The organism is Moraxella equi (assembly GCF_002027555.1).
Lineage (GTDB): Bacteria > Pseudomonadota > Gammaproteobacteria > Pseudomonadales > Moraxellaceae > Moraxella > Moraxella equi.
In genome coordinates this window covers 1-26434 of record NZ_MXAP01000076.1, presented here as the reverse complement: position 1 = coordinate 26434, position 26434 = coordinate 1, and the positions used below count along the sequence as shown (strand labels likewise).

The window sequence follows — 26434 nt, the reverse complement described above, 5'->3', positions numbered from 1 at the left end:
AAACAACCTGAAATACAAAATTGATTAAAAATTATAGCATATTTAATTTAATTTTTCTAAACTTTTCACATTCCCCTTATCCACAAAAATTCGCTCCTGCACACAACGATTGTTAGGACTAGGGCAATTTAAAATAGGGTAGAGCGGTGTTGTGGTTATCATTAGCTCACGCATATAGGGGCGGTAAGTGATTGCTCCTATATATTCACAATCCTGCTCTATGGTCTTATTGTCTTTGGTGCAGGTGTACAAGGTTATTTTGGCGATATTGGAATAACCGTTATTTATGTAATTGGATTGGTATGTTAGCCAAATGGATAAAACAAGACAAGTAATCCCTAGTACACCATTGGCATACCGTAAAAATTTATCTATCTTGTGGTATTTTTTGCTTGGCTTTAATGCCACATAAAAACACCAAAATGCCAATATGGTAAAAAGCCAATGAAAATTAAATTGGTCTAGGTTCATTTTTATTTCCATAATTTCTGATACATTCTATTTCGTAAGCGATTTCCGATACAGAAATATCAAATATTTTTTTATTTATTTCATTGTGTTCAGATACAGCATTGAATGCTAATATCATAGAATAAAATCTAATTGACAATGAAACATCATCGCCATTGTAATATTTTAAAATATAAAAAAACCTTTTTTCTTCATAACAACATTTTCTGTATAATCTTACAATTACATTTTCATCAGAAAATTTGTGTACAAAATCTAAGGTAAATTCACTTTCATTATCTTCTAAATCAACCAACAATTTAGCCATTTTTTTAATATTTATTTTCCATTCTTTTTCCCAAGAATTAAACTGTTCATCATTTCTTATACAACAATGATTGTGTATTATATGTACTGGCTCTAAAAAAGTTAAAGGAATTTTTTTTGTTCTCATATTAGAAACTCTTAATTTATTTTCAAAATAAAAAATATTTGTCTGGGTTCACAACTTATTTCCAAAAGTATTTGATATATATTAAAGAAATGCACATACTAAACATCAGTAATACTCTTATTGCGGTCTCGTTGCATTGTAACCAAAACCATAATCTATATAGCAGGCTATTTTTTCTTCTCTCAACAGTTGGGATTGCTCTATTGAGAATATAATCTGCTTCTACTGTATTACCTTGCTCCAACATTTCTTTGTGAAGTTCTTTTAGGTCTTCAAGTAGCTTATCGTAGTTCATAATCATAGCCTTATTTCTATATTTAGTTAAAAAAATTAAAATATAGAACAGATATTATTAGTATAGGTGTAGTTACCCTATGAAAATTTTGTAATCTTTTTTGCCTATCATAACTATTTTTGTATTTTTCTTTTGAAATTGGACAAAATGAAATATATAATCCAAGCATTATAGTTGCCAAAATAAATATACTTTGCTCAACAGAAAATCCATTTATCACAATTTAATTCCTTTCAATGATTGTTGTAACAAAAATATTGCATTTTCTTGACATTGCCAATAATTTTTCAAACACCAATTTTTCATTTTTATCAAATTGGCTTGAATGTTTTTTGCTTTGTGCGGATTGCAGAATAGCCAAGACTTCATTTTCGTCCATTCCAACATCATTGGCAAGTGGTTGCAAGTTGGGACTGGATAGGTCAAGATGAGTAATAGTGAAATTTTTCATAAGCATTCCTAAAATATTGATAATTCAATATATATCAATAGAGTACACCCTATTGATATATATTATATACTACTAAAAACCTGTGTCAATAGGGTTATATTGATTTTTTGACATAACTATTGCATAATAAGACCAATTTTGAGATATGACATAAAAAATGAAAGACCCATTAGACCTAGACCGAACCATAGACATTGACGAGCTGAACATTCAAAAAGTGCAGACCGTTGGTTATGTGCGAGTGTCCAGCTCCGACCAAAACACAGACCGCCAGCTTGACGGTGTCGCTCTTGACCGTGTTTTTACTGATAAAATGACTGGTAGCACCAAAGACCGCCCCCAGCTCAAAGCAATGCTAGATTATGTACGCTATGGCGATACAGTCGTGGTACATAGCCTTGACCGACTGGCACGAAGTCTTGAAGACCTAATTTCTATCATCAATCAGCTTAACAAAAAAGGGGTTAGCTTTAAATCTATCAAAGATAATCTAACTTTTGACGGTGTCAATAACAGCCCTATGGATAAATTCTTTTTGCACATCTTGGGGGCGGTGTCAGAACTGGAACGAGCTTTAATCCGTGAACGCCAAAAAGAGGGTATCGCCAAAGCCAAGCAAAGGGGCGTGTATAAAGGGCGTAAGCCGTCCCTAACCCCTGAAAAACAAGCAATCATTGAAGAGCGACTGGCACAAAAAGAAAAGGATTTGCAAAGTTACAAATCCATTTCATACCAAAGCATTGCTGATGAAATTGGCGTGAGCCTTTCCACGCTGAACCGCTATCTTGCCAAACGCAAAAAGAAATAGCGTGCGTTTTATTGTTTGTTGGTTTTCCGCCACTCACTAGGCGGAGTGGGGTTGGGTTCAGACCATAGACCAAGACGACTGTTTTTAGCTTGATTTTCAAGCTCAATATATGCAGGACTGGGCTTAAAATCACGGTACGCCCACGCCATACCAAGCCTAACCATTTGCTGATTTATATTGGCGTCATTGTAAAAGACTTCGGCAAGGGTGCGGTTGTATTTGTCTTGACCGTGTATTTTGAGCGTAACCTGCTTTTGATAGACCATATCCGATAAGGATTTTTTGGCAACCTGTCCAAAGGCTTGCCTCTTTTCAGGTGCGTCTATGTAGGATAGACGGACTGTGATTTTATCAACTTTTTTGGGTTGGTTTAATTGTGTGTCCACACATTCAAAAGTATCGCCGTCAAGAATGGCGACTACACGGCAGTCTTGATTTGTGATTGTTTTGCCATTGGCACAACCAGCTATTAAAACTGTTAAGACAAAGAAAAATAAACCCTTTACCATTTTCGCCCACCACCGCCATTGATTGAATGCTGGTCTTGTGTTTGGGGTGTGGTTGGTTGATTTGTCTGTGGCTGGGTCGCTTCGGCGGTAACGGTTGGCTCTGGCGGTTTATGCTCCTGCATTGCTTGGCTCTTTGGGAATGGTAGCTGTTCCCCTTGTGCCAAGTCAGGCAATTTAGCGATTAAGCGGTTTATGCTGGTTTCTTGGCGATAAGGTTCGCTGGCGTACCGTTTATCAATTTCAACTTTCCACGCTTGTATTGCCTGTAAATTGCTATCAGACATTGCAGGGTAATTTTGTTTAATTACTTCAAGGCTTAATGGGTCTTGTGGTGCTTGAATTGGAGCTTGGAGCGGTTCAGCTCTTGTTTCTTGTTTTGTTTTTCTAGCGTCAGGGTTAATGGCTAATAACTGCTCTGTGAGCTGGCGTTTTAGTTCGCCAACCCCTTTATCTACAAGGACATCATTCCAATCTTTGCCTGTATCGCCAGCTTCAAATTGGGGTATAAGAACATAGACATTTTTAACCGCCCCTTGCACCGCCAAAGCGTTTTGTAGTCCATAATTTTGCTCTTTGTTGTGGTCGTTATCAGCCCCAATATAGATTTTGCTATCAGGGTAGTTATCCCTTAATTCTTTGGCAATATCCATTAAACCATTTTTACCAAATGCCACAACAACATCTCGCTTTGTGTGTTCGTGCAAAGTCGCTCCTGTTGCATAGCCTTCTGCAATCACAATAGGCTTGCCATTTTCAAGACTGCCTAACACCGTCATCATACTTTTCTTTTCAGCGTCTTTTAAGGCGTATTTTCTGCCATTGTAGGCAATGGTTTCAAAGGCTCGCATTTCGCCCTGTGCGTTATATTGGGGGATAACAAGGTTGCCACGCTGTAAGACCAGTTTGTTTTCAGGGTTGTTGGCAAGCAACCAAAAATACTGCTTTGGTGTATTACCAATAGCAATTTCCGACTGCAAATGTTCTGGAATTTTATCACTGCTGGGAACAATGTGAGCAACGCCATTAGCCGTTACCTGCTTTTTATCAAGGTAATTTTGGTTGTTGTCAGCAATGGGGGCAAAGCTCATTAGCATTTTGGCACGCTCTGCCATTAGGTTTTCAAGGGCGATTTTGGCTTCGTCTTTTGGCGGTTCTTGTCGCTCCTGTGGCAGGTTTTGGTTCTGTGGTGCTGTTTGTGGGGCGTTGGCGGTTGGAGTGGAGCGGTTGGTATAAGATTGCCCCATTGCTCTATCAACGGCTTCTATGGTGCGTAAATCACTTAGGTATTCGGCTGGATAAGTCCATTCGCTAACCCCATTACGGCTAAAATTGGTAATGCGTGCGTACGGTACACCGCCTTGATTGGCATAGGCGTGATACATCACATTTTTATCGGTTGAGCCGTCATTGCTTAGGCGGTGTGGTCGCTCGTCAAAAATTGGGTGTCCTGCGTCCACCTTAATACCCATACTGCGTAAATGGTCGGTTAATGCCTGTTCAGGGGTTGGCACATTGGGGCGTGTCGTCCACTCCTTGACGGCTTCGGCATTGTCCTTGTGGGCGTACCATAGCTTATTGGGTGAGTCAAATTTAATAATACCCTGTGCTTTTAGCTCCTGCATTTTTTCATTGTCGCTGGGGCGTGTGTACAGATAAAGCCTTTGGGCTTGGGGAATGGCGTTGGTTCGCCCCTGCGGTGCTTGGGCTGGGCCATTTGCTAATTTGTCGCTTGACTGCTTAGACTGCTCTTTTTCTTTGGGTAGCCATTTTTCAAATTTATTTAAGTCAATTCCTGCTGGGGCGTACCAAGTTTTATTGGCATTATCCCACTTCGCCCCTAGTGCTTTGGCTTGGTTTTTTTCGGCATAGGGAGTATTTAGCTTGGTATCATATTGGGAAATATTGGGCGTGTAGGCTGTCGCCTGTTGCTGTTGGGCTACTGGCGTTGGTTGTGTAGGTTGCTCCGCTTGGATTGTAGGCTGTACAGATTGCCCCAAATGAGCTTGCCACAATTTTGACTGGCTAAATGCTTGCTTTATGTCATCTTCGCTTAAATTCTGTGTAAGACTTGATAAAACCGTCTCTTGCCCTTTGACTTGGTTATTAGCCACGCTTTGAATAGATACATCATTGGCAACGCCAACAACCAGCAAATTATTATCATCTATTTGTTTACGATAACTGCCAACATTGATACCTTTTTCAAAACCATTATTTTCCAAATAATTGTTGATTAAAATTTTGTTTACGGCAGACGGCAATTCTTGCGGTTGTTGAATTGGCGTGGTTTTGCCTACTGTTTGAGCCTGTGGTTCATCAGCAGTATTTAAAGACTGTTTGGCGTGTTCCTGCGTTTTTTCGTTGTCCAATCGCCATTCTACCAAATCACTATACCAGCTTTCAGTAAAAGTTTTATGCACTTCTTCAAGGCTGATATTTTCGTCCATTTTGGCTATTAGTGTGGAGCGATTGTCGCCAAGACGAATATCTAATGAACTGTTTGGATAACCAAAAATCATTAGCTTTTCATCATAGCCTGATACTTCTTTTTGCCAAATACCGTGAATATCTTGGGTAAACCCATTATTTTGCAAATAAGCATCCAATGCAAAAGGTTGATTTTCTTTTGTCTTTTCAGCTTCTGTAACAGCCAAAGTATCAGCGTGAATAATCTGTTCAGGCTCATAGTGAACTGGTGCAAATTCCTTATCCACTTCTTTGAGTGTGTCAAAAACGGCATTGTACGCCTTGCCAAGCAGTTCTAATTCTTCTGCTTTGGGATAAGGGTAAGCGTCTAAATTCTTTTGCCAGTCCTTTTCAGCCCTAATGTTTACCAAGAAATCATTTTTAATCCCCATTTTGGATAGGGTATGCTGGATATGTCCTTCAAAAGCTCTGGCGGTCATTTCTACATCAGTTGCGAAGTAAGGCTGACTGCGGTATGCGTCTGCGGTTTGTGAACGACCGTATAATTCCGATTTATGAATGTCTTTAACCAGTTCACGGACTGGGGCGATAAGCTCTTGGTGTCGTGCGGTGCTGTTGGTGTTTAAATGGCGTGTCAATAGGTCATCGCCATTTTTCATATAGTGGTCTAGGGCGTGCCACCATTCGTGAGCGAGTGAGCCAGCTCCACGAGTTTTGGTAAGGTTAATAACCTGTTCGCCACGCTCATAGTGAGCGGAAGCCCAACCGCTTCCCCTTGCACCAAAAGCAATAGCAAGCGTGCCATTTAAGCCTATTGCCTTTGGCTTAATGTTTAGGGCTTTTGATAAGTCCATAAAGCCGTCATAAGTGGCGTTTAGCATTTGCTGGCGTTCTTCATTGTTTACCCAGTTGCCAAATTGTCCACCACGCACCCCAAAAGTTTTTTCAAATTCATCAGTTGTTATGTTGTGGTCTCTGTATGATTGCCCTGTCCGCTCTTCATTGACCGCATTTCGCATATCAGTTTTTGTAATAGAGTTATGCTCTCTATGAGCTGTCCAGCGTCTGCTTAATTCTGCAATATTTTCGGGGTCTTTTTTATATTCACGAGCTTCTGCTAGTGTTTCAAATTCAATAAGTGGTGTTCTTTGTCTGTCTGTTTTTGCACAAATAAAAGCTGTATCATCTTTTGTGCGTGTATAAATATCAAAACTACTAGCGGTTAAATCGGTTGGCTTTTTATCTCTTGTCTGCTCTTGGAGTAAAGTTTGAATATCGCCAGTAAATTCATCAATCAATGCCTTAGCGTCTAATCCTTTTAAACCCAAAACAGGGGTTTTGGGGTCAAAATAATGTTTTTTTCCATCAATTTCTACTCTCAGAGATATGGCATTGCCAGCATTGGTGCGTTGATAAAATGACACTTCGCCAATCCGTTTCCAATCGTTGCGATTGAGATGTGGCAACAAGTAGGCTTTATCGCCATTTTTCATATTCATAACAGCACTCAAAATGCTTTGAGTGTAGGCAGGGTCATTTTTGGCAATCAAATCCACAACCATCATTTGACGGACTAGCAATTCACTTAGCCAGCGATTTAGTTTGTGGGTTTGGCGTGGCTTTGCTGGCATACTATCTTTGAGCGTATGGGCGATTGCTGATATTTGCACATCTTCAATCGCTTTAATGTCTTTATCAGTCCATAATTTTGATAGTGGCAAAGTTTTGGCTTCTTCGCTTGCTGGGTCTATGGCTCTAAAATAGGTCTCTTTTTTCGCCCCTGCGATATGTTCGCCAAAGTCTTCTAGCTTTTTCTCTTTATCTGTCATAACTTACTCCTAGTATAATATTTAATCGTCTATGGTGTAATACTCTACTGGCTCTTCGCTGTCATCATCAGAAATAAGCTCCATTTCATCAGGGTGTATTAGCAGGGCTTCCAATACACGAATTTGACTTTCTAAGCGTTCACTTGCCGTCCAGTATTCTGCGTTGCCTTGCGTGATACGCAGTTGCTTGGTTTCATCGTCCAAACTATCAAAATCAGGATAATTGGCTGGGTTATGTTCGCTATTTTCCCAAGTATCATTTTGATTTTGAGATTTGAGAGTTTCAAGTTCGCCTGTCTTAGACAGCCATTCATCAAAATTTTCTATGTAATCCATACCAGCATTTTTGCGAGCGTCCACATAGTTTTGATGATACTGTGGCGTTAAACTATCAAATAAAAGGTGTTCTATGCTCATAAAATTTTCCTATTAAATAAAAAGGATTATGTTAATTAAAAGACAAAAAGAAAAAGGCTAGAAGTTTTATATCATATCAGATTTTTTGTCCGATTTTTGTTTTTTATTCTTTTTGTCTTGAATTTGACTGTAAATAAACAGTCCTAATATATTTATAAAAACAACAAAACAAAATAATACGGCTATCCAAATAAAAATATTAGTCAATTTTAACCCTTACTAGAACAGACATTGCCGTTTACGGTGCTAGCAGAACCAACAGAATTTGCTTGATTAGTAGCTCCACCTACTTCATCATAGTTTTGGTTGGTTTGTTATGTCTAAATCTCATTAACTAACCCATAATCAACACTATTTAAAGATAAATTTTCTAGTAAAATTTTTTCTATAAGAAATATTTGTTCTGAATTAACGCAATCGCAATGTAAGATAGCTTTTGAATTAACAACAGTAAATTCTTCCATTAACTCACAATAACCGCTTTCAGAGAATACTATGACAAATTTTTTCTCTCTACTTGAAAATTCATAGAAAAAAGCTGGTCTTAAATCATTCAAACATTCAACAGGCTCACTACCCCAATAAACGAACAAGTCAATATCAGAACCTAAAAAACCTATGATTTTTTCACTGGTTGATTTTATCCATTTTAATATATGGGAATTATTCATACTTTGGCACTCCATTCACTTCATCATAATTGGTTTTGCATTTAGGAAAACCTGAACAAGTATAAAAACTATATGGCTTACCAGTCTTTTTGCTTATGCCGTCTTTGTAAATCAACTTTTTACCGCATTTTTTACAATCAAACTCTGATAAGTTTTGAGCTGGTTTTGGCTCTCGTTCAGTTGGTACACCGTCTTTGTCGTTCATTGTGTGCTTACAGGGGTTTTGTTTGTCGTTCCAGCCAGTACAGCCCCAGTAAAATTCGCCCTTTTTAAACTTGCTTTCAGCTCGTTTGAGCGGTCTTCCACATTTGGGACAAGGCGGATTATTGGATAAGTCTTCTTTGGGTTTTGGGCTTGGCGGTACATAGCCCTGCTTTAAGCGTTCAATGACAGGGTAAACGGTGCTTTCAGCTACTTTATTGACAAAGGCGTGTACATCAGCCCCTGTTTTAATTTCTTTTTGTTGTTCGCTCCAAACAGCCGTTAAATCAGGGTATTTAACTAAGTCGTCCGCTAGGTCATATAGAGCTTTCCCCCTGTCGGTTGAGATGACAGATTTTCCCTTTTCAACCAAATAACCACGATTAAACAAATTATCCATAATCGTTGCCCTTGTTGCCGATGTGCCAATACCGCCGTGTTCGCCTTTCTTATCCTTATCTCTGTCTCTTAGAACTTTGGCAAGTCTTGGGTCTTTGACATATTTAGCGACTTGGGTCAAATCTTTTAAAAGCGTTTGCTCGGTGTACAGGGGCTTTGGCTTAGTTTCGCACTCGGTAGCGGTAATATCGCCTGATTGCCCTGCCATACCACTTACAAGACTTCTAAGGTCAGCTAATAGAGTGTCTTCATCGGTTGCCACTTCTTCATTGGCAGGGTCGCTGTGATATAAGCGTTTCCAGCCAAGTGATTTGTCAAATCGTGCAGTAGCAGAGAACTGATAGGGCATACCGTTCACGATGACATCAAGCATTATTGCCGTCTCGTCATATTCGTAAGACGGATAAAACTGGGCGATATAAGAGCGTGCAATGAGCTTGTAAATATGCTGTTCATTGGCGGTTAGATTGCCCCAGTTACCTTGTGTTTGCGTGGGGATAATGGCGTGGTGAGCTGATACATTTGATGAGTTAAAGGCTCGCCCCTTTTGGGATTGGTTAGCAGATTGACAAACCCCTTGCGAGTTTGGCAAAGTCCCCATAATACCATTTAATACTGCCCCCACATCAGCAAACTGTTCATCACTCAAATACTGGCAATCAGAGCGGTTGTAAGTGATTAAATGGTGCTTTTCACGCAAAGACTGGGTAATTTGGTCGGTCTGTTTGGCAGATATGCCATAAAGACGGCTTGCGTCCCCTTGCAATTTAATCAGGTTATAGGGCAAGGGAGCAGGGTCAGCTTTGGCGGTTGTCGTTGCTACAAGGATTTTGACAAATTGGTTGCTTAGTAAATTAGCAAGATTTTGAGTAAAAGCCTTATCAATCAGTCGCCCCTTGCTGTCTATGGGGTCAGTATCTTTGGGCTGGTATCGTGCGGTAAAGGTAACGCCATTTACAACAAAATCACCAGCAATGGTATAATAAAAACTCTTTTTATGGCTTGCGTGTTCACGGTCTCTACGCACCACCAAGCCAAGTACAACGGTTTGCACTCTCCCAATGTGCCAAGTTTCACGATTGCCTGTTTTGGCTTGCTCACTTAGGCTATATGCACGAGTAAGATTATAGCCAACAGACTGGTCGGCAATCGCCCTACTTTCAGCAATCCAGCCCAAATGCTCAAATTCACTATTGGGGCGTAAATTGGCAAGCGATTTTTTGACGACAGCAGGGGTATTGTCGTTAATCAGCACTCGCATTACTGGCTTTTTATTGCCAAAATAGCGTAACAGCTCATCAATAAGCAGTTGTCCTTCTTCTTCTGGGTCGCCAGCGTTTACGATTGTTGTTGCTTTGCCAATCAATTCTTTAATAATTTTTACCTGCTTTTCTTTTCCTTTGATAATTTTTCTAGGGGCAGGGAACATAGGCGGTATTGGCAAATCCGCCATTTCCCAATGCTCATATTTTGGGTCTATCTCGTCAGGGTCTTTTAAAGCGAGCATATGTCCAAAACACCAAGTAACCACATCTTGACTGATTGGGTGCTGATAGTAGCCTTCAAAATTTTTAAAACCACCGCCAAGCCCTGTGCAAATGGCTTTGGCAAGTTCGGGTTTTTCTGCGATAAATAGTCTCATTGTTATTTAACCCAAGTGTGATAAATGATATAGGCAATAAACACAGCCGTCATAAATTCAACAACAAATAACAAAGCACGCAAAAACCAATATTGAATTTGCAGATAAAAAATATCTCTTTTAAGTTTTTTGTTTGCCTTGATAACTTCTTCGCTAATTGGCTTATTATATTTTTTAAAATCACTCATATCATTACCACCAAAAAGACAAAAGAAAATTATTTAATTCGGCTTTTTTCGCCACTTTCAGGAACACGAACATCAATAACTGGACGCTCTTCATTTGGCGGTAAGGTTGGGAAATCAATAGATTTGCCATTTGCCAAGTCTTTAACATCTTGATTTAATTCCGATAAAGATTTTTGTAATGCCTGTGGTGTTTTAAATTGTTCCAATAAATAATTTTTATAAGCAGTAATATTAGCAATATTAACATCATCAATATTGGGATAATTAGCTTTGATAGTTTCAGGCTTTAATTCATCTTTTAATGACTTGACAGCGTCAAAAATTTTGGTAAAAGGCTCATTTGTAACCGTAATTGCCGTTCCATTCTTATCCGTAACACGGATAGACTTATCATTTTCTTTGACTTCATACCCACGCTCTTTTAACTCTCTTACAAGGTCGTCAAGATTAGTAACCACTCCGTCTTTATAACCGTTTTGAAAAATTTGCGTAACTTCTTTTTTAAGTTCTCTTTTCAGCTCCGCATTTAGCTTACTATCTACTACTGGTTGAATTTTTTCTTCTTGTAGTGATAGCCAATTTTTTTGATGAACAGAAACCTGTTTTGAATAATCAACCATTAAATCGTCAAATGATTTTATGACTAAATCCTTATTTGCTTCATTAAATTTATTTAATGATTGCTCCAAATCAGAACGAGCCAAAACAGCATAATTCCTTAAAGAAAAATTCTCGTGTGGCATATCATAGCTATCATTTGCATAAAACTGCTCTGTCATACGGTTATTGAATTTTAATTCAAAATCACGCTTTACATCATCTGAAATATTTAATTCATTAACCATTTGCTTAATAAAGTAAGTATCAGAAGTTCTATCTATTGCATAATGATGATTTTTAAATTCAGAAACATCTTTATTTAACTGATTGGCAATATAGAAATCATTTTTTGGGTCAATCACAAAATAATTGTCGCTCAATACTTCTTTTTCACTTGTAGAACCACGCTCATAGTGATTTTCTTTCATTGCAAGGGCATTGCCTAAAATATCTTGATTTATAGAAATGTTGTAATTATGTAAATTTTCAACATTTTTTTGATTTTGTCTATTGTACTCTTGGGCGTTTTGTACTATAATATCTATCAAAGCCCCATTAGGCCGATGTTCCGTAAAACCTTGCTTGTCTTGGTCTACGCTCATCATATCTGGAATGGGGCTTTTTCCTTGCTCAACTTCCACCGCTTCAATAGAATAAATTTTATTACCACGCTCTCTTGCCAATTCTTTTACGGTCAATTTCGCAAAATAAATTTCATCATTAAATTTTAATGGTGCTATCGCTCGATGAATAGCAATAAAGTTACTATCGTTATTCCTGTCTTGATACTGCCAAGCAAACACAGAATTTTCAAATAACTTATCAGCATTTGCAGAAGCCACCCTATGAATTTCAGCATTAACTGACTTATCAGAAGCTGAACCACTTATCATTTTTTTAATATTACTGTTAGATATAACACCTTTGATACCACTGTGTATGTTTGTAAGCTCTTTACCTACAAAATCTTGTGCCTTTTCCACCACTTCATCACTATTTTTGGCATATCTATCCACACTTGCACCGTCAAAATTCAAACCAATTCTATCCAAATAGGCTTGATTATCCATAGGTTTTTGTAATTGTCCATAAATTGTTTCTTGACCTGTCGGTGTATGGGTTGGGGGTGTTGTTGAACTCTGAATTTCTGTTTGAGAATTTCCGTTTTCCTGCTTGGGTTCAGGGGCTTTTTGAGCGGTCATTTCCACTTGATTTGTGGTGCGTTCAGCTTGCTTGGCTTGCAATTCTACCAAGTCTTTTTCGTTTGGCTCATAGTCTTTTACTTCAATACCACGCAAAGACGCTTCTAACCACACCTTTTGCTTAAACTCTTCCGTACCCTTTAATTGAATAGCACTCCAACCCTTAGACTGTGCCATATCCAGCATTGCATAAATGGTTTTGTCGTCTTGGCGAGAAGTATGTAGGCTTGTATTGCGGTCTTCAAAGGCAATATTTACTTGGTCTTTATCATCTTTATCATAGTAATTAATTTTTTGGTCTGATAAATGGCGGTTTTTGACAATGGCAATATAGTTATTTTTGATATTGCTTGGCAATTCAAACTCAAAGTCAGATAGGTTTGGCGTTTTTTTGGGTGTTGCTGGTGCTTCCTGCTCATTTTCTTTTGTCTTATCAGCAAATACGGCAGGAGCTGATTTTTGCAATTCTCGCTCTGTGTCGTGTTCTATGGCGTTTGGCAATTCCAACGCTGGCTCATATTTTTGCAAATCCCAAATGGTTTTATGAAAGGTTTTATCGCCCACTTGGATAGGTTCTTTGCCAAGCTCCGCCAAAACGACTGTGTCGCCCACCTGCACGCCACTATCTTTGATAACACTTTCTAAATCCTTGCCCCAACGCTCGGAAATTGTACCGTCATCTTTTTTAATTTGTGCGTAGTAATTCATTGATTTGGCTGGGTCGTGCAAATAATTATCCGCTCCAAATGCCACCAATTCGCCTTTTAGCGTATCTTTTTTATCTTGATTGCTCATTATCAATCACTCCTAAAATAAATCATCAAATTCATTTTTTTGTGCCACAAACGCCACAAATTCAGGGTTAAAATTGCTCATATCGCCCAAATCCAATTCATCACTTTCTTCATCAGGTTCTATGCTATTTTCGTGTTGTGTTTGTACTTCGTGGAATTTTTGCAATTCTTCTTGATTTAATAAATCAAGCTGTGCCAAAAATTCTTCGCCAAACCCAAAACACTCCCCCATTGTCTCAAAAAATTTTGGGTCTTTTTTAATAATGGTTTCAGTGCTGGGTAATTGGCTATGGTGTTTGATAGGCTTAGGAATAGTGCCACGCATAATATTTAGCATTCCAGCAATATCCAGCTTTGGCGGTTGATTTTTGGTAGGAATTGGTAAACCTTTTGCAGGGCGTGATAAGCTCGCCATACGGCTACCAAACACTTGCGGATTAGCATAGTAAAAGGCTTTTTCACATTTAATGGGCTTGATGCGTCTAAAAATAATGATTTGGTCTTCATCGCCCATTTCCATCAGCTCTTGGGGAAGCATTAACGCCCTTGACTGGTCGGATACAGACACGCTACCACCGCCACCTTTGCCACGATTACGGCTTACTGATTTACCCTTAACCGTTTCTGTACCCAAGCGTTTGCTTAAATGCTCCGCCTGCTCTATCGTGGTTGGCGTAAATTCTACTTGGCACGCAATATTGGATAAAATAGCGTTTGCTCCATCTCTGCCGTAAGCGTCTTCAACTTGGCTCATACTTTGAAAAATTGGCATAAGTCGGACATTATAGCCAGCAATATAAGCAATGGATTTTTGGATAATATCCACACGCCCCAATGAAGTAAATTCGTCCAAAAGTACCAAGCATTGATACTTTAATCTTTCATCGTGTTCAGGCAAAACTCTTGTGTTAATGTTAATAAGCTGACTAAAAAATACATTTAATAATTTAGAAAATCTTGATAATTCATTGGGTTGAATACCCACATAAATTGTCATTTTCTTTTTTCTAACATCGTCAAGGCGAAAATCAGAATAACTTGTAGCTGTTGCCACAGACGGGTCTGTAAACACATTCAAAGGCGACATCAGGGACGCTAAAATACTAGACCGTGTTGCGTCTGCGTCCACATTCACAAACGCCATCATCGCTTCTATGCACTCCACCGACAAGGGTTTAACTTCGGTCTTACCAGTCGCATTATCAACCACAATGGGCGTATTTTCTCGCTCCTTGATGATTGTGGGTATCCACTCGTGCAACGGCATATTTGTTGGCGTTGTCAGCTTGATAAGCTCCGCCATTGAACAAGGGCGGTTGGGCGTTTCCATCATATACAACACCAGCCCTGTAAAAATACGCTGGGCTTGGTTTTGCCAAAACGCTTCTTTTGGGTCGTCAGCAGGGTAAAAGATATTGGCAATGTTCTGGACATCAGCCATTCTCTTTGTGTCGTCTCTGTCTATGTAATCAAGGGGATTGTAGCGATGAGAACAGCCATCTTCGGACTTAGGGGCGAACAAAAAGACATCTTGATACTTGGCACGAAAGCCAGCCGTCAGTAGCCAGTTTTCCATTTTAATATCAAGCACCACTACACTATCAGGATAGGTAAGCAGGTTGGGAATAACGATACTCACACCCTTACCGCTTCGTGTCGGTGCACCAATGGAAATAAACTCATTCCCCCAAAATTGCAAAAATTTACCCTTGTGCTTGCCAATAATTACTGGCGGTTCACTTGGGAATTTTTTCTTTAATTTTTCTTCTTCTTTGGAGGTTGGCAAAAAGCCAATTTTGCGGATTTCCATATCATTAGCAAATCGTGCCGAGCCGTGCAATTCTCTTTTTGGTTTGACAAATAACGCAATTAACACACCCACATTTAAGACAAACCACGCAAACAACCCAGCCCCAATAGAGCCTTTAATGGCAGTTGCTACTTTTGGTAGGTGTCCATATTGCTGATGATATAAATAAATGGTATTATAACTTAAATGCTCTGACGGTATTTTTTGCCATTCTGTAAATATAAAATTAGCAAAAAATATAGCAAGACCAATAAATAAAATGTTTAGTATTAAAATTACAATAATAATATTTCCAGCAGATTTTTTATTTGACATTTTTATTTTCCTTATTAACAAATAAATGTAAAGACAAACAATAAATCCTAAGCAACCTTGCCAAGCTGTAACCGATATTTACGCACAGGGTCATAACTAATTTCGGACACATAAGTTTTATTTAAAAACATCATTACATCAATGGTAATATAAACATCACGCATAATCTGCTCAAAATCCATTTTAGAGCCAATTTCAGATTGCTTAACCAGCGTCCCCACACGATAGTATGCACTTTGGCAGTCATTGGCGTGTACCGTTGTAATAGAACCGCCGTGTCCAGTATTTAAGGCATTTAAGTAGTCATAAGCTTCATCGCCACGAAGTTCTGTTAAAAATATGCGGTCAGGTTTCATTCGTAGCGTACTGGCAAGCAATTGTTTGGGCGTTACATCTTTATAAAACAAATGTACTCTATTTGGGTGATTGGGTAAATCCAGCTCGTGCGTATCTTCAATGGTAATAATCCTTGTATTGCTTGGTACAAGGTCACACAAGGCTTTGGTAAAAGTGGTTTTGCCCGAACCTGTTGCCCCAACAAGGCAAAAATTAGCATAATTTTTAATACCAAGTTCAATAAAAGTCTCGGTGTCTCGCTCGGCTTTGGCTTTTAACATTTGCAGTTCAAATAATTGCAAATGCACATCATCAGGAATACCCAAATACTTATTTAAAAATTCAATTTCAGCCTGTTCTGCCTGATATTGTTCTTGTAAATGCGTGGGTACTTTGGTGTTACTGGTTTGGAAATTGGATTTGTCCACCCAACGGTCAAGTCGCCCAGTCCTGCCATAATCGGAAATGGCGAACCGCTCTTGGGACGGCTGACGAATGGTAATAGACACCGTGCCAAGTTCGCACGCTGTCGGAATAACAAATTGTCCACGCTGTCCGTCAGGCAATATGCCGTTACAGATTGGGTTATGCTCGTCCAGTTTAAATTTATTAAAAACCCCAAAACTATTTGCCAACTGTTTTAAGGTTGTATAATCAAGCTGTGGCAAATCGTGGCATTGCCAGCCTTGACTGCTTTCTGTCCAAATTTCATAGGGTCTGTTAATGGCAATTTCGGTATTGCGTTTGTCGTCCAAAAATGACTGAATACCAGTTTGCGACAAAAACCCACGCAATGCCGTATCATTTGATAATACTGGCTTTGCGGTTGAGCCGTGAATACTGGCACTTAATGACATCTTAGAACCCCTTAATGGCTAATTAAGACAAAAGAAAAATTACCGTCTTTTTAGCTCATAAATCCCACTAAAATCCACATCACGATTAACCATAATGTTAATGACCGTGCCTTGATTAACGGTTGCAGTTGGCGGAATGTTAATGGTATTTTTTAGCACTTCTTCACTCATACTCTCGGCGGTATTTGTGGTATTAGTAACGGTTGTATTGTTGCCATTTTCATTTTGTTTTTCCAAATGACTTCTTGCCACCGCAAAACCGTCTTGGATAACAGAGAGCATAATTGCCCCACTAAACCGCTTCCAGTAATGATTATTAACCCTTGCGTCAATACCCATTTCGCCAAGCTGTCCTGTGGCTGGACTGTCTAGGCTGACCGATACACCCTTTGGTGTTTCCACCCTACTCCACAAGATAGCAACTCGTGCTTTACCTTGCGACATCTGAATATTTTGCTCTCCAAACACTTTTGAGCCACGCTCCATAAGAAGTACTGCACCGTTGGCAGAATACACATCTTTGGTAAGTTGGCAAGTGGCAAATCCTTGATAAGTGCTATCAATTCTTGTAATCAAAACGCACGGAATGGTTGTGCCACGCACAAGAAGCATTGACTTGTCTCCCCTTTGACTTGCTTTGCCATTAGCAAGCTGTAAAGGCTTATATTGCCCTGCTCGCTCATCGTCCACTTCGGCTCTTTTTGTGGCATAGACATCATCAACCAAAATACCTGACGGCTTCGGAGCTTCCACCGCTTGCACAGGGGCTGGTTCGTCTTCAAATTCATCATCAACAAACTGTCCAATCGGCTGTGCTTGTGGTTGTACTGGCTGGGCTGGCGGTGTATAATCACGCCCTGCCACCATATTATTATCGCTATTGTATTGATTGTAATTAGGTTGTGGTTCAGGCGGTCTTGGCTCTGCCACAGGAGCAACAATATCTTCTTCGGTGTCGCTAGTCTCTTCTTTATCTTCTTCTGCGTCCACTGGGGGCGGTAAGGTTTGATTTGCCTTGATTGCGTCTTGTTCAGCACTAATGCTATTACTGTTTTCAGCTTCAACCTGTTTGTGCCTGTCCGCTTCTTTTTGGGCTTCTTCTGCCTTTTTTTGCTCTTGGTTCTCGCTGTAATTGGACATTGTCATTGTTGCCCCAGCAAACATAACCACCATTGATACCAACACCGCCCCTGTCATTAGAAGTTTTTTGTTATTTTTTCCGTCTCTGCCGTCGCTGTTTGCGGACGGCATATCGGCAGACATTTCTTCGTACACTTCGTCATCGCCATTATCAGGCAAAATGGTGTTATCAGACACATCAACATCAGGCTCGGAATGGTTATTTTCCAAACCATTTTCATTGTCGGCAGGTGTTGCATTTCTACCAATAACGGTGTCGTCTTGCTTGTTTTTTCGCTTAAACAATCCCATAACTCCCCCTATTGCTCTATCCGTACCACATCAAGGCGTGAAGTCCCTGTACGATTAAAGCCACTATCAACCACTTTTTGATTGCCAAGTTCGGCTACTGCTTGTCCAAGTCGCAAACGGTACAGGCGGTTAATTTCGTGGATAACCACCCTATTATCGTCAATATGCGTATTCACAAGGCTTTCTGTGCCGTCAGGCATTACTTTGTAAACACTTGGCAACTCTTTGGCGTTGTCGTACTCCAAATAAGTAAATAATCCATCGTCCCACATTGCACTTGGGGCAAGTTCCAAATTGCCACGCTTGACATAGGCAGTATTGATTTTACCGTCAATCAAATAGGTTTCATTGCCCTGCTTGACCCTTTGAAAAGTGGCTGGCGTTGGTTTTTGATTTTGTGTGGCTTGTAGCACAGTTTCAGGATAGTTAAATTTTGCTAAATAAGTCATATCATCGCCCAGCGTGGTTTGTAGGCTAAACACATAGGTGCGTTTGTTTGTAACCACAATCATATTGGTTGGCTCAATAAACGCCTTTAAAGGCTTAAATAGGATATGATTACCCTTTACGCCAATACTCCAATCGTTTTTTTCGCCCACACCCAACGCTTCGTCATCGTGAATAAATTCGCCCTTTTCAAATTGGATTGTTGCACCGTGTCCAAATTTGACTTTTAAAGCAAATACATCTTGGTCGGTATAGGCAAAAGTTTGAATACGCTTATCTAACGTATGGGTTGGCAACTGCTCGGCATAAGCAGATAAAGACAATAGACTAAAAAGACAAAAGAAAAATAACTTTTTCATCACAAGCCCCTTAAAATCCGCTATCTTCATTGACTTGGTAAGATTTGACCGTAAAGCCAAGCGGATTAACACGGCGGACATCATCAAGCGTTGGCACATTGATATACTCATAGGCAAGGGTTGCAATGTATTTTTTATCCTGTGGCTCTGGTGTGGTCTGCCCTGTTGCTGGGTCATAACTACCACCGTCCATCGGCTTAACCGTCTTAACAAATCGGATTTGGAGTAAATCATCGCCAATCTTACTAATACTATGGATTTTGACTTCAATACGGCTGTTTTCTTTATAGATTTTGTGTGGTGCGTCAGGCTTTTTAAAACGGTTTTTGATTTCGTTTTTCATATTGCTATCACTAAACATCATTACATCATTGTATTGTGATTGAATGGTGTACCAGTCGTAGCTTTCTAGCTTGGTAACATAAAGACCTGCAAAATAGCGAGCCACCACATCAGACTGGTTTTCCTTGCTATTTTCTAGCATTGTTACAATATCGGTTGCTCCTGTGTTGTTATCCACACGAATGACATAGGGGCGAATTTCTTTTAGGGGCGTTAAGCCAGCGATTGCTATCGCTTCGGCAATGGCGACCACCACCGCCCCCATTGCGACATACCACGCCATTTGTCTTGACCGTTTAATTTCCCCAATGCGTGTCGTCTCAAACTCTTTGCAAGCTCTAATGTATTCCTTTGTCGCCTTTTTGACTTCAACAGGTTTTGGTGTTCGGCTCTCGTTTGCCACACTCTTAGGCTGGGTTTTAGGCTGTTGTTGCTTTTTATTCCAAAACGCCATCACTCTTCCCCTTGTGTTTGGGTCTGCTCTGATTTTTCTGTTGCTTTACCAATATCAACATCTTGTGATAAAGTTTGTACATTATCCATATATCTAGTAACGGTAGGCGGAATGTAGCCAGCTTCATTAACCGCTACCCATTTGCCCTTTGGCATTGGGAGCTTGTGGCTGACACAACCAGTTAAGGCTAGAAAGACAAAAGAAAAAATAATTGGTTTCATTTGTTTAAACTCATTAAAAGTTGTGATATAATTACAAAGATTATTCATATAATTTATTTCAAGGAAATCTCTATGAAAAAATTAGCCATATTTACTATCACTTTACTTTCTCTTACTGCTTGCAAACAAGAAACTTACACTGTTGATTTTCTAAAAGAAAATGAACAAAAACGCAATGAAGTTTTAGAAGCCTGCAAGCAAAACAAACAATCTGATGAAAATTGTAATAATGCAAATGAAGCACAAACAAGAATTAAATCAGAAGAGTTTAAGAAATCTATGTTTGAAAAACCAAATAGTAAATAAAAGCTATTTTCCTGCTCTCTCTGACTGAATTGGTTTGAGCGTGTTGCCCCCCATTCCCAATTTGCTTTTGCCCCAGTCAAGACCTGCTCTTGCTCCTTTCATACCTAACGACCCAGCCAACATTCCACCCTTACCTGCGGTTATCGCTGTTTGAACAGCTTTAACTGCATTAGATATTCCATTCATATTCATTCCCCCACCCAATGATGACGCAAGTTCAGGAATTTTCAACAAAACAACAAAAAACAATCCAGAACCAATTGAAATGATAAATGCACTATAAAAAGTGATTGCCAAATTATCTCCAATAGCTGATTGCATATATTGAATAAAAACACCAACCAAAACATTGGTTAAAAAAATTAGTATATTATAGGTAACAACTTGACCTATCCAGTTAAAAGCATATTGACGAGTAGCAGGGAATAAAAATAGGGCTATAAAGACTGGACCGATAATTGCTAATATTGCCGATATTACTTTACCAATAATTAAATATGCACCAGCCAAAACAGCAAAAATAACAAACATTGGCAACATAAATATCACTTGCAAGCCAAGCATAAAATAACCGCCAACATCAAATGTATCTACTTCTTCATATTTTTTACCTATCGCATCCAACATCTGTTCAAGCATCACATCAAAACCATCTGATACTTGCTCCTGTGCTACACCTGCAAATTTTGCTGACAAAAATTCCCCAAAATGTGTAACGACTGGTACAATATATTGATTGTATTGAGCTATATTAAAACTAAATGCAATAATAATTGTCCAAGCAAAAACCCTTTTGAACAAATCCGTAATAATTTGTTCCGCTGGATTATCAAAATAAGACAAAAAAACAAAAGCAAGATATACCACAAATGACGCACCAATAATGGGGCTAAATACCGTCATTATTTCAGCAGTTTTTCCTAATAGCATTGTTTCTATTACATTGTCAATATGCGTAAAAACATTGCCAAAAAATGGTATATCTGCCATTCTATTACACCTTATTTTTGAAACAATGATTGTCTAAATGCTTTTGCATACGCTTCACGAGCCTGTTTCTCTCTTTGCTCTAACTGCTTCATCGCTATATCAAACTTAGCGAGTTCAATTTGGATTTGAGCGTTATTAGCAAGTAGCGTATTGGTTAAATCCGCTTTGCTACTTGCGTCTGTGGTTTGGTTGATTTGGCGTGCGATGGTCTCTGCCCTGTTAGATAGTTTTTCTAGGTCATTTAGCACAACTTCGGTTTGAGCGTAGTTAATGAGCGTTGCCTGTGCCAACTGTGCTTTGGGGTCAGCATTTTGGGCATTAGCTTGGTCTTTGGCGATACGGTCAGCAATGCGTTTTAACTCTTTGTCATAGTTACCGCTTGCTAGGTCAGCTAGACTAATGCCTTTTGGGTTGTACTTAGCTAGGGCTTTTTGTACATTTGGGTCATTCAAAAGTACGCCAAGACGAGCGTTGCCTGTGGTTGCACGAAGTTGGTCTCGCATTGTTTTGATTTGGCGAGCTTGGTTTTCTACCTGTGCAATCGCTTGGGCGAGATTGGAAGCGTCAAAAGTGGGTATTCCTGCCCCTTGTGCGGTTAGGGGTGCTACTAGGGTAGCTGTCGCAAGCAAAGTGGCTAGAAACGCACGAGAGAGCGTTTTATAGCGTGTTTTAACAGTAGTCATAGACATACTCCTTTTGCGGTTGGTAAAAGTCATCAAAATGATGACAAATTATTAAGTACTACTAAAAAGACAAATAAAAAAATCATTCAATCAAGCCACAAGTTCAAGCTCTGTTACTTGGTTTTGAATGTAGGCTGGTAGTTCATTAACCCCATAAGTCTTTCTAAAATCTATGCAGTTGTAGAATATCGGTAGCCAGTCTTTGGATTTGACTTTTTTGTTTTGTCTTGCCAGCTCTTTATAAATATCATCAAGCAAATAAACATTGGCTTTGGTTGAACTAAGCACGGCAATTTCTTGACTAAACCCATATAGGTTGAGCTTGGCAAAACTTGACTGTTGCCCCTGCTTAACCAAAAATGTGCGACTATCCAAAGTCAAAGATTTTAGGCGGTCAAATTCTTTTTCGGTCAAGCCAATGCGACTGTATCCACCGCCCTGCTCATTCTTATATTCAGCGTCAGGGTTCGGCAACAAAATCTTCGTTGGCGTTTGCTGTACCAATGCTGGGAAAATCTCACTTTTAATTGCTTCTTCTGGACTTTGACTAACTGGAATTAAAAACTCACCCCTTTTTCGTCCAGTCTTTAAAATATCCAACATCATTTCTTGCGGTGTTTTGTATTTTAAGGGTAGCCAAAACTCTTCCACCACCGTTGCAATAATGTTATAATTTTTTACCATTTGCTCTTTAAGATACAAAAGACACGCAAGGAGCGGTTCAGTTGGCTGGTAGTCTTCTTGCAAGATTGCCCCTACATCAAAACCCACAATCTTAAAGCTATTGGGGTCAAATTGATTAAAAGGATTATCCAACGACCACGCATAAGTTCCTTCGCCATACTCAACCGTATTGCACCATTTAAGCAATCTTTGAAATAAGCAGTTACCACCATCATTGTAAAGCTGTTGCAAAATGGCAGACATACGGCGGTCTTGATAATCCAGTTTTAAGACAGCGTCCACCGCAAATTTGATTTGGTTTTTCTCTTCGCTTGTGCAGGGCATATTTTTATCTGTGGCACAAGTTTCAACGAGCTTATACAAAAAATCCTTTAACTGTGGTGTTTGCTCAAATTGAAAAGGGTTAATCCCTGTTGGTATGCCCTTTTCAATGGCAAAATAATCGCCATCTAAGGCACGAATAAAAATATCCATTGAACGGTCTTTATCAAGGGCAAACATCGCTGGATTAAAGCGTTGCAAAAATGCCAGCAACGCACTTTGTAGCGTGGTTTTACCTGTACCTGTCGCCCCCAATATGAGTGTATGCCCTGCTATCATCTCGCCTATGTTATCTTCATTTTCATTGGTAAAATGAAAATTAAAGTCGTACAGCGTTTTTGATACCGTTTCTAGGGGCATAATTGCCGAGCCGTCCCCTAATGGATTTCCTTTCGCCTTTCCACGACTATAATTGTGCATACTGAACACACCAGCCAAGTTACGGCTAGATTTCATCATTGGTCTTGGCTTGTATTTGTAGAGTGGTAACTGGCTAAAATAAGTCGCTGGGGCTGACCCTGTTGCCTTTCTAAATACCGCCCCTGCATTATTGGCAAAACTGGCAGTAGCTTCTATGCCATTTTTAATTGCCTGTCTTTTGTCGTTACCAAATACCACCAAACTTGCGTGATATTCGCCAAAAGACAATTCGCCCGATTGAATATAAGCCTGTGCTTTTTGCAAATCTTCTTGTTCGTGCGTGGCTTTGTCTTGACTGGCAATCAACTTATTTTGATGTTTTTGGATATTATCCATTGCCTTAGTTGGAGGCATAGACACAAAAGAATGCACCAAGTTATATTCAAAGGGCAATGATAGGCTTGCTGAATTAAACATACCCAAAAATGTATCTCGTGGAAAATCTTTTAAATCCCACATAGACGCAAATTTATCATTTTCCACCCCCTTAACCTGCAATAAGTCATAGCCAAAATGCAAATTGGACTGGGGCAAAATCTCATAAGCTGGACTGGCAGTTAATGGTACATCAGCACAAGATGGCTCACTATTGATAATTTCGTACAGAAATTCAAAAACTTCTGAACAGGGTACGCCAGCTTCATTCTCGTATGCTTGCAGTATAGTTGGCTCGTACTTAGAGAGTGTCTGACAAAAACGATTAACCACCGCTTCTAGTTCACGCAAGGCTTCATCTTCATCTTCATCAAACTTTAAAACCAATACGGTATAAAATTGATTTTCAAAGTAATCTGTATCATTAAATCTTTGTAGATATTTATCAGCAAATTCTCTACAAAAATCATTACCAAATTGATATTTGGTTCTGACATCAATTTTTCTGCGTAAGAAATAATTATAAAAAGCCAATCGCCCTGCATTCTCTTTGGCGGTTTCAGCATATAGTAAATTTAAAGCGTCAAAATCATTCTCTAAATGACTTTCACTAATCGCTTCAAAAGCAATTCCTTTAAACTTAATAATGCTTGCTACATAGTTATCTGCGATACCAAAAGCCTGTTCTGACAAATGAAAACGGAACTCTGGCACATTCTGCGTTGTGGCAGATGTGTTCTTTAAAAAAGCAAGAAATGTTTTACCTAAAATTTTCTGAAAGAGTTTTTTCATTTCTCAAATACTTACTTGGTAAAAAAGTGAGCGTATTATTAAATTCTTTATAGAATTTGCGTTGCTTTCTGAATTTTAGCTCCAAACCAAAAACTCTCATTGCTCGGTCATCTGTGGAACACAACTGCTTCAAGAATAAAGCGATTGGCAACACAAATACAATCGGCAAAAGCAACGCCATAAACCCAAAAAATATCTGACCAACCAAAAATAAGAACATTGTTATCAACAATAACAATAGCCATATTCCAAAGGGAATGCCCATAAACATAGGCACTCGGTCAAGAACATTGTAACTGGCAAATTTACGCAACTTGATGCCCTGCAATCTTAAATAGCCATATCGCAATTTTTGGAGCAAAGGCAATCAAGAGCGTAACCGCACATACCGTTGCCAGCACTATCCAGTCAATATGACCGTTATAAAACTTCATTGCTGTTACCGCAATCACAAGTCCTGCCAAAGGTATCATAATCATATAGTAATACTTGGACAAATCTTTAATCATTTGCACAATGTCATTTGCACCAGTATCCAAACCAGCACCGTAAGCAGTAGTTGCCAGCATTCCAACACCAGCAACCAATAGCATTCTTTTTAACATAGGAGATAGTTTCATAATTAACACCTGATTTACTAACAAAACAAAAGAAAAATCTAATTCAAAAAAATAATTACTTCACAAACCCATAATCGCCAAAAATATCCCAACTATGAAATTCAATTACTTTGGCTGGTTCATTAGCTGGTGTATTTTCGGTATTTTGTACCGCTTGCTGTTCTGTCTGCCCCTGCTGTGGTAATTGACCCATATTCGGACTTATAGGGGCATTTTGAGCCATTTGCACCTGTGGCAACGGATTGGCAACTGGCAAGCCTTGTGTGTAATTTACTGGATAATTTGGTTGATATTGAACTGTTTGATAATTTGGGTACTGTTGATAATGGATTTGTGCTAATTGAGCTTGTGATTGTCCGTCTTTGGCTTTGCCGACAAAATAATTAAAATTATTTGTGGTCTTATTCACATAACCATTAGAAAATCCTTTTTTCATATTTCCTGTATTGTAACAACTAAATGCTCTTTGCATTCGTGTTCCAAGTCCAGTAGTGCCAGCCTTATCATAACAAGTTAAATAAACCGTCTGCATTGCTTTTAGGTTATGACAAGGATTAAAAACCTGTTCAACCGATAATCCAAGCCATTTTAGATTTGCTGAATTGATTTGGGCGTATCCCATATCAATATTCAGTCCTTGACCTATCAATCTTTTGGCAGTCTTAACCGCTTCTTGATAACTGGTTGGCTGTTTTACCGCCCTACCCCCTTTGTTTACGCCAATTGCATAAGGATTAAAATTGCTTTCGCTTTTGATAATTGCTTGTGCAACTGGCAAATGCACATTGGGAGAGCAGGTTTGGATTAGCTCAATCATTTCACACAATCCATAGACAACAAAAAATCCGTTAAACCCAAAAAGCCTTAAAACTTTCTGCGTTTAACGGACGAGATTTGCTCAACGCTACCGTCAGCGTTTTGCTTCATAATCTTAATATATTTGCGTGTCTTTTGCGTAAAAATGCGTGGCGAACCATTTTGTCCACCAACAGAACCGTCAGAATTGCTTAAAGCAGAACAGGTAGGAAAAGATTTACCCCTAATCAAATCACGAGTAACCTTACGGATAACTTGTTGGCATTCAGGGTAAGCAAAACCACCAGCAAAACACAGATAGGCTGAACAACCATACTGGTCTTTTTTGGTAAGCTGTGAAATATCTGTGATGGGAGCAGAAACTGGAACAGTTTGCGAAATGGAAGAGTAATCATACTCTTGAAAGTTGCCAGCGTTGGCAGAAGTGGAATTTGTAGAATTAGCAAAACCTGTAGAAGTTAGTGAGATAATCGCTACAACAAAACCTACACCAATTTTGTTGCGTTGCGTTGCGTTGC

Annotated in this window: 25 protein-coding genes; 2 read left to right on the top strand and 23 right to left on the bottom strand. The window is 39.2% G+C overall.

What is annotated here, in order from left to right; genetic code table 11:
• Window positions 1-42: 42 nt before the first annotated feature.
• From B5J93_RS08040 to B5J93_RS08025, 3 genes are all read right to left on the bottom strand, one after another.
• Complete coding sequence (locus tag B5J93_RS08040; RefSeq protein ID WP_079325928.1) at window positions 43-471, bottom strand: hypothetical protein; 429 nt, start codon at window positions 469-471, stop codon at window positions 43-45.
• Window positions 452-904: a hypothetical protein gene (locus B5J93_RS08035; RefSeq protein WP_079325927.1), complete on the bottom strand. Its 453-nt coding sequence runs from the start codon at window positions 902-904 to the stop codon at window positions 452-454. The genes B5J93_RS08040 and B5J93_RS08035 overlap by 20 nt, the downstream gene beginning before the upstream one ends.
• A 518-nt stretch (window positions 905-1422) precedes the next feature.
• Complete coding sequence (locus B5J93_RS08025; protein WP_079325925.1) at window positions 1423-1650, bottom strand: hypothetical protein; 228 nt, start codon at window positions 1648-1650, stop codon at window positions 1423-1425.
• A 157-nt stretch (window positions 1651-1807) separates the two neighbouring features.
• Here B5J93_RS08025 and B5J93_RS08020 point away from each other — a divergent pair, with 157 nt between their 5' ends.
• Window positions 1808-2458: a recombinase family protein gene (locus tag B5J93_RS08020; protein WP_115237334.1), complete on the top strand. Its 651-nt coding sequence runs from the start codon at window positions 1808-1810 to the stop codon at window positions 2456-2458.
• Window positions 2459-2466: 8 nt separating this feature from the next.
• Here the strand turns inward: B5J93_RS08020 and B5J93_RS08015 are convergent, their stop codons facing one another.
• The 13 genes from B5J93_RS08015 to B5J93_RS07955 form a co-directional block, all read right to left on the bottom strand.
• Window positions 2467-2967, bottom strand: coding sequence for a thermonuclease family protein (locus B5J93_RS08015; protein WP_079325924.1), 501 nt, complete (start codon window positions 2965-2967; stop codon window positions 2467-2469).
• Window positions 2961-7223: a DUF5710 domain-containing protein gene (locus tag B5J93_RS08010; protein WP_079325923.1), complete on the bottom strand. Its 4263-nt coding sequence runs from the start codon at window positions 7221-7223 to the stop codon at window positions 2961-2963. The genes B5J93_RS08015 and B5J93_RS08010 overlap by 7 nt, the downstream gene beginning before the upstream one ends.
• A 21-nt stretch (window positions 7224-7244) precedes the next feature.
• Complete coding sequence (locus B5J93_RS08005) at window positions 7245-7640, bottom strand: hypothetical protein (RefSeq protein WP_079325922.1); 396 nt, start codon at window positions 7638-7640, stop codon at window positions 7245-7247.
• Between the two features lie 320 nt (window positions 7641-7960).
• The gene (locus B5J93_RS08000; protein WP_079325921.1) at window positions 7961-8311 is read right to left on the bottom strand and encodes a hypothetical protein; all 351 of its coding nucleotides are present in this window, start codon (window positions 8309-8311) and stop codon (window positions 7961-7963) included.
• The gene (locus tag B5J93_RS07995) at window positions 8304-10553 is read right to left on the bottom strand and encodes a DNA topoisomerase (protein ID WP_079325920.1); all 2250 of its coding nucleotides are present in this window, start codon (window positions 10551-10553) and stop codon (window positions 8304-8306) included. Before B5J93_RS07995 ends, B5J93_RS08000 begins: the two co-directional genes overlap by 8 nt.
• A gap of 2 nt (window positions 10554-10555) precedes the next feature.
• Complete coding sequence (locus B5J93_RS07990; RefSeq protein WP_079325919.1) at window positions 10556-10741, bottom strand: hypothetical protein; 186 nt, start codon at window positions 10739-10741, stop codon at window positions 10556-10558.
• Between the two features lie 29 nt (window positions 10742-10770).
• Window positions 10771-13338, bottom strand: coding sequence for an LPD7 domain-containing protein (locus tag B5J93_RS07985; protein ID WP_079325918.1), 2568 nt, complete (start codon window positions 13336-13338; stop codon window positions 10771-10773).
• Between the two features lie 12 nt (window positions 13339-13350).
• Window positions 13351-15462, bottom strand: coding sequence for a type IV secretory system conjugative DNA transfer family protein (locus B5J93_RS07980; protein ID WP_079325917.1), 2112 nt, complete (start codon window positions 15460-15462; stop codon window positions 13351-13353).
• Window positions 15463-15509: 47 nt separating this feature from the next.
• Window positions 15510-16655 carry an ATPase, T2SS/T4P/T4SS family gene (locus B5J93_RS07975; RefSeq protein WP_079325916.1) on the bottom strand — a complete coding sequence of 382 codons (1146 nt, stop codon included), beginning with the start codon at window positions 16653-16655 and terminating at the stop codon, window positions 15510-15512.
• 39 nt (window positions 16656-16694) lie between these two features.
• On the bottom strand, window positions 16695-18086 hold the full coding sequence (virB10, locus tag B5J93_RS07970; RefSeq protein ID WP_079325915.1) for a type IV secretion system protein VirB10: 1392 nt from the start codon (window positions 18084-18086) through the stop codon (window positions 16695-16697).
• A gap of 8 nt (window positions 18087-18094) precedes the next feature.
• Window positions 18095-18892, bottom strand: a complete 798-nt coding sequence (locus B5J93_RS07965) for a TrbG/VirB9 family P-type conjugative transfer protein (RefSeq protein WP_158080714.1) — start codon at window positions 18890-18892, stop codon at window positions 18095-18097.
• 10 nt (window positions 18893-18902) lie between these two features.
• Window positions 18903-19688 (bottom strand): VirB8 family type IV secretion system protein, encoded by a 786-nt coding sequence (locus B5J93_RS07960; RefSeq protein WP_079325913.1) that lies wholly within the window; start codon window positions 19686-19688, stop codon window positions 18903-18905.
• Entirely contained in the window at window positions 19688-19957 is a 270-nt protein-coding gene (locus tag B5J93_RS07955) for a hypothetical protein (RefSeq protein WP_079325912.1), read from the bottom strand. Before B5J93_RS07955 ends, B5J93_RS07960 begins: the two co-directional genes overlap by 1 nt.
• A gap of 24 nt (window positions 19958-19981) precedes the next feature.
• Between B5J93_RS07955 and B5J93_RS07950 the strand changes: the two genes are divergently transcribed.
• Window positions 19982-20215, top strand: coding sequence for an EexN family lipoprotein (locus B5J93_RS07950; protein ID WP_079325911.1), 234 nt, complete (start codon window positions 19982-19984; stop codon window positions 20213-20215).
• Window positions 20216-20218: 3 nt separating this feature from the next.
• On the opposite strand, the gene B5J93_RS07945 is transcribed toward B5J93_RS07950, so the two are convergent.
• From B5J93_RS07945 to B5J93_RS13530, 7 genes are all read right to left on the bottom strand, one after another.
• Entirely contained in the window at window positions 20219-21205 is a 987-nt protein-coding gene (locus tag B5J93_RS07945) for a TrbL/VirB6 family protein (protein WP_079325910.1), read from the bottom strand.
• Between the two features lie 11 nt (window positions 21206-21216).
• On the bottom strand, window positions 21217-21888 hold the full coding sequence (locus B5J93_RS07940) for a type IV secretion system protein (RefSeq protein WP_158080713.1): 672 nt from the start codon (window positions 21886-21888) through the stop codon (window positions 21217-21219).
• A 90-nt stretch (window positions 21889-21978) separates the two neighbouring features.
• Complete coding sequence (locus B5J93_RS07935; protein ID WP_079325908.1) at window positions 21979-24480, bottom strand: VirB4 family type IV secretion/conjugal transfer ATPase; 2502 nt, start codon at window positions 24478-24480, stop codon at window positions 21979-21981.
• A complete protein-coding gene (locus B5J93_RS07930; RefSeq protein WP_079325907.1) occupies window positions 24449-24793 on the bottom strand; it encodes a VirB3 family type IV secretion system protein in 345 nt (114 codons plus the stop codon). The genes B5J93_RS07935 and B5J93_RS07930 overlap by 32 nt, the downstream gene beginning before the upstream one ends.
• On the bottom strand, window positions 24786-25100 hold the full coding sequence (locus B5J93_RS07925) for a hypothetical protein (RefSeq protein ID WP_079325906.1): 315 nt from the start codon (window positions 25098-25100) through the stop codon (window positions 24786-24788). The genes B5J93_RS07930 and B5J93_RS07925 overlap by 8 nt, the downstream gene beginning before the upstream one ends.
• A gap of 55 nt (window positions 25101-25155) precedes the next feature.
• On the bottom strand, window positions 25156-25917 hold the full coding sequence (locus B5J93_RS07920; protein WP_079325905.1) for a lytic transglycosylase domain-containing protein: 762 nt from the start codon (window positions 25915-25917) through the stop codon (window positions 25156-25158).
• 47 nt (window positions 25918-25964) lie between these two features.
• On the bottom strand, window positions 25965-26434 hold a 470-nt coding region (locus B5J93_RS13530), incomplete at its 5' end, for a hypothetical protein (protein ID WP_079325904.1).

Coding starts and splice junctions, on each gene's coding strand:
- B5J93_RS07955 (WP_079325912.1), bottom strand. CDS start 19,957: ATGAATAATCTTTGTAATTATATCACAACTTTTAATGAGTTTAAACAA.
- B5J93_RS07945 (WP_079325910.1), bottom strand. CDS start 21,205: ATGGCAGATATACCATTTTTTGGCAATGTTTTTACGCATATTGACAAT.
- B5J93_RS07985 (WP_079325918.1), bottom strand. CDS start 13,338: ATGAGCAATCAAGATAAAAAAGATACGCTAAAAGGCGAATTGGTGGCA.
- B5J93_RS07925 (WP_079325906.1), bottom strand. CDS start 25,100: ATGAAACTATCTCCTATGTTAAAAAGAATGCTATTGGTTGCTGGTGTT.
- B5J93_RS07975 (WP_079325916.1), bottom strand. CDS start 16,655: ATGTCATTAAGTGCCAGTATTCACGGCTCAACCGCAAAGCCAGTATTA.
- B5J93_RS07935 (WP_079325908.1), bottom strand. CDS start 24,480: ATGAAAAAACTCTTTCAGAAAATTTTAGGTAAAACATTTCTTGCTTTT.
- B5J93_RS08015 (WP_079325924.1), bottom strand. CDS start 2,967: ATGGTAAAGGGTTTATTTTTCTTTGTCTTAACAGTTTTAATAGCTGGT.
- B5J93_RS08035 (WP_079325927.1), bottom strand. CDS start 904: ATGAGAACAAAAAAAATTCCTTTAACTTTTTTAGAGCCAGTACATATA.
- B5J93_RS07950 (WP_079325911.1), top strand. CDS start 19,982: ATGAAAAAATTAGCCATATTTACTATCACTTTACTTTCTCTTACTGCT.
- B5J93_RS08020 (WP_115237334.1), top strand. CDS start 1,808: ATGAAAGACCCATTAGACCTAGACCGAACCATAGACATTGACGAGCTG.
- B5J93_RS08000 (WP_079325921.1), bottom strand. CDS start 8,311: ATGAATAATTCCCATATATTAAAATGGATAAAATCAACCAGTGAAAAA.
- B5J93_RS07960 (WP_079325913.1), bottom strand. CDS start 19,688: ATGGCGTTTTGGAATAAAAAGCAACAACAGCCTAAAACCCAGCCTAAG.
- B5J93_RS07965 (WP_158080714.1), bottom strand. CDS start 18,892: ATGAAAAAGTTATTTTTCTTTTGTCTTTTTAGTCTATTGTCTTTATCT.
- B5J93_RS07990 (WP_079325919.1), bottom strand. CDS start 10,741: ATGAGTGATTTTAAAAAATATAATAAGCCAATTAGCGAAGAAGTTATC.
- B5J93_RS08010 (WP_079325923.1), bottom strand. CDS start 7,223: ATGACAGATAAAGAGAAAAAGCTAGAAGACTTTGGCGAACATATCGCA.
- B5J93_RS08040 (WP_079325928.1), bottom strand. CDS start 471: ATGAACCTAGACCAATTTAATTTTCATTGGCTTTTTACCATATTGGCA.
- B5J93_RS07940 (WP_158080713.1), bottom strand. CDS start 21,888: ATGACTACTGTTAAAACACGCTATAAAACGCTCTCTCGTGCGTTTCTA.
- B5J93_RS08005 (WP_079325922.1), bottom strand. CDS start 7,640: ATGAGCATAGAACACCTTTTATTTGATAGTTTAACGCCACAGTATCAT.
- B5J93_RS08025 (WP_079325925.1), bottom strand. CDS start 1,650: ATGAAAAATTTCACTATTACTCATCTTGACCTATCCAGTCCCAACTTG.
- B5J93_RS07920 (WP_079325905.1), bottom strand. CDS start 25,917: ATGATTGAGCTAATCCAAACCTGCTCTCCCAATGTGCATTTGCCAGTT.
- B5J93_RS07995 (WP_079325920.1), bottom strand. CDS start 10,553: ATGAGACTATTTATCGCAGAAAAACCCGAACTTGCCAAAGCCATTTGC.
- virB10 (WP_079325915.1), bottom strand. CDS start 18,086: ATGGGATTGTTTAAGCGAAAAAACAAGCAAGACGACACCGTTATTGGT.
- B5J93_RS07980 (WP_079325917.1), bottom strand. CDS start 15,462: ATGTCAAATAAAAAATCTGCTGGAAATATTATTATTGTAATTTTAATA.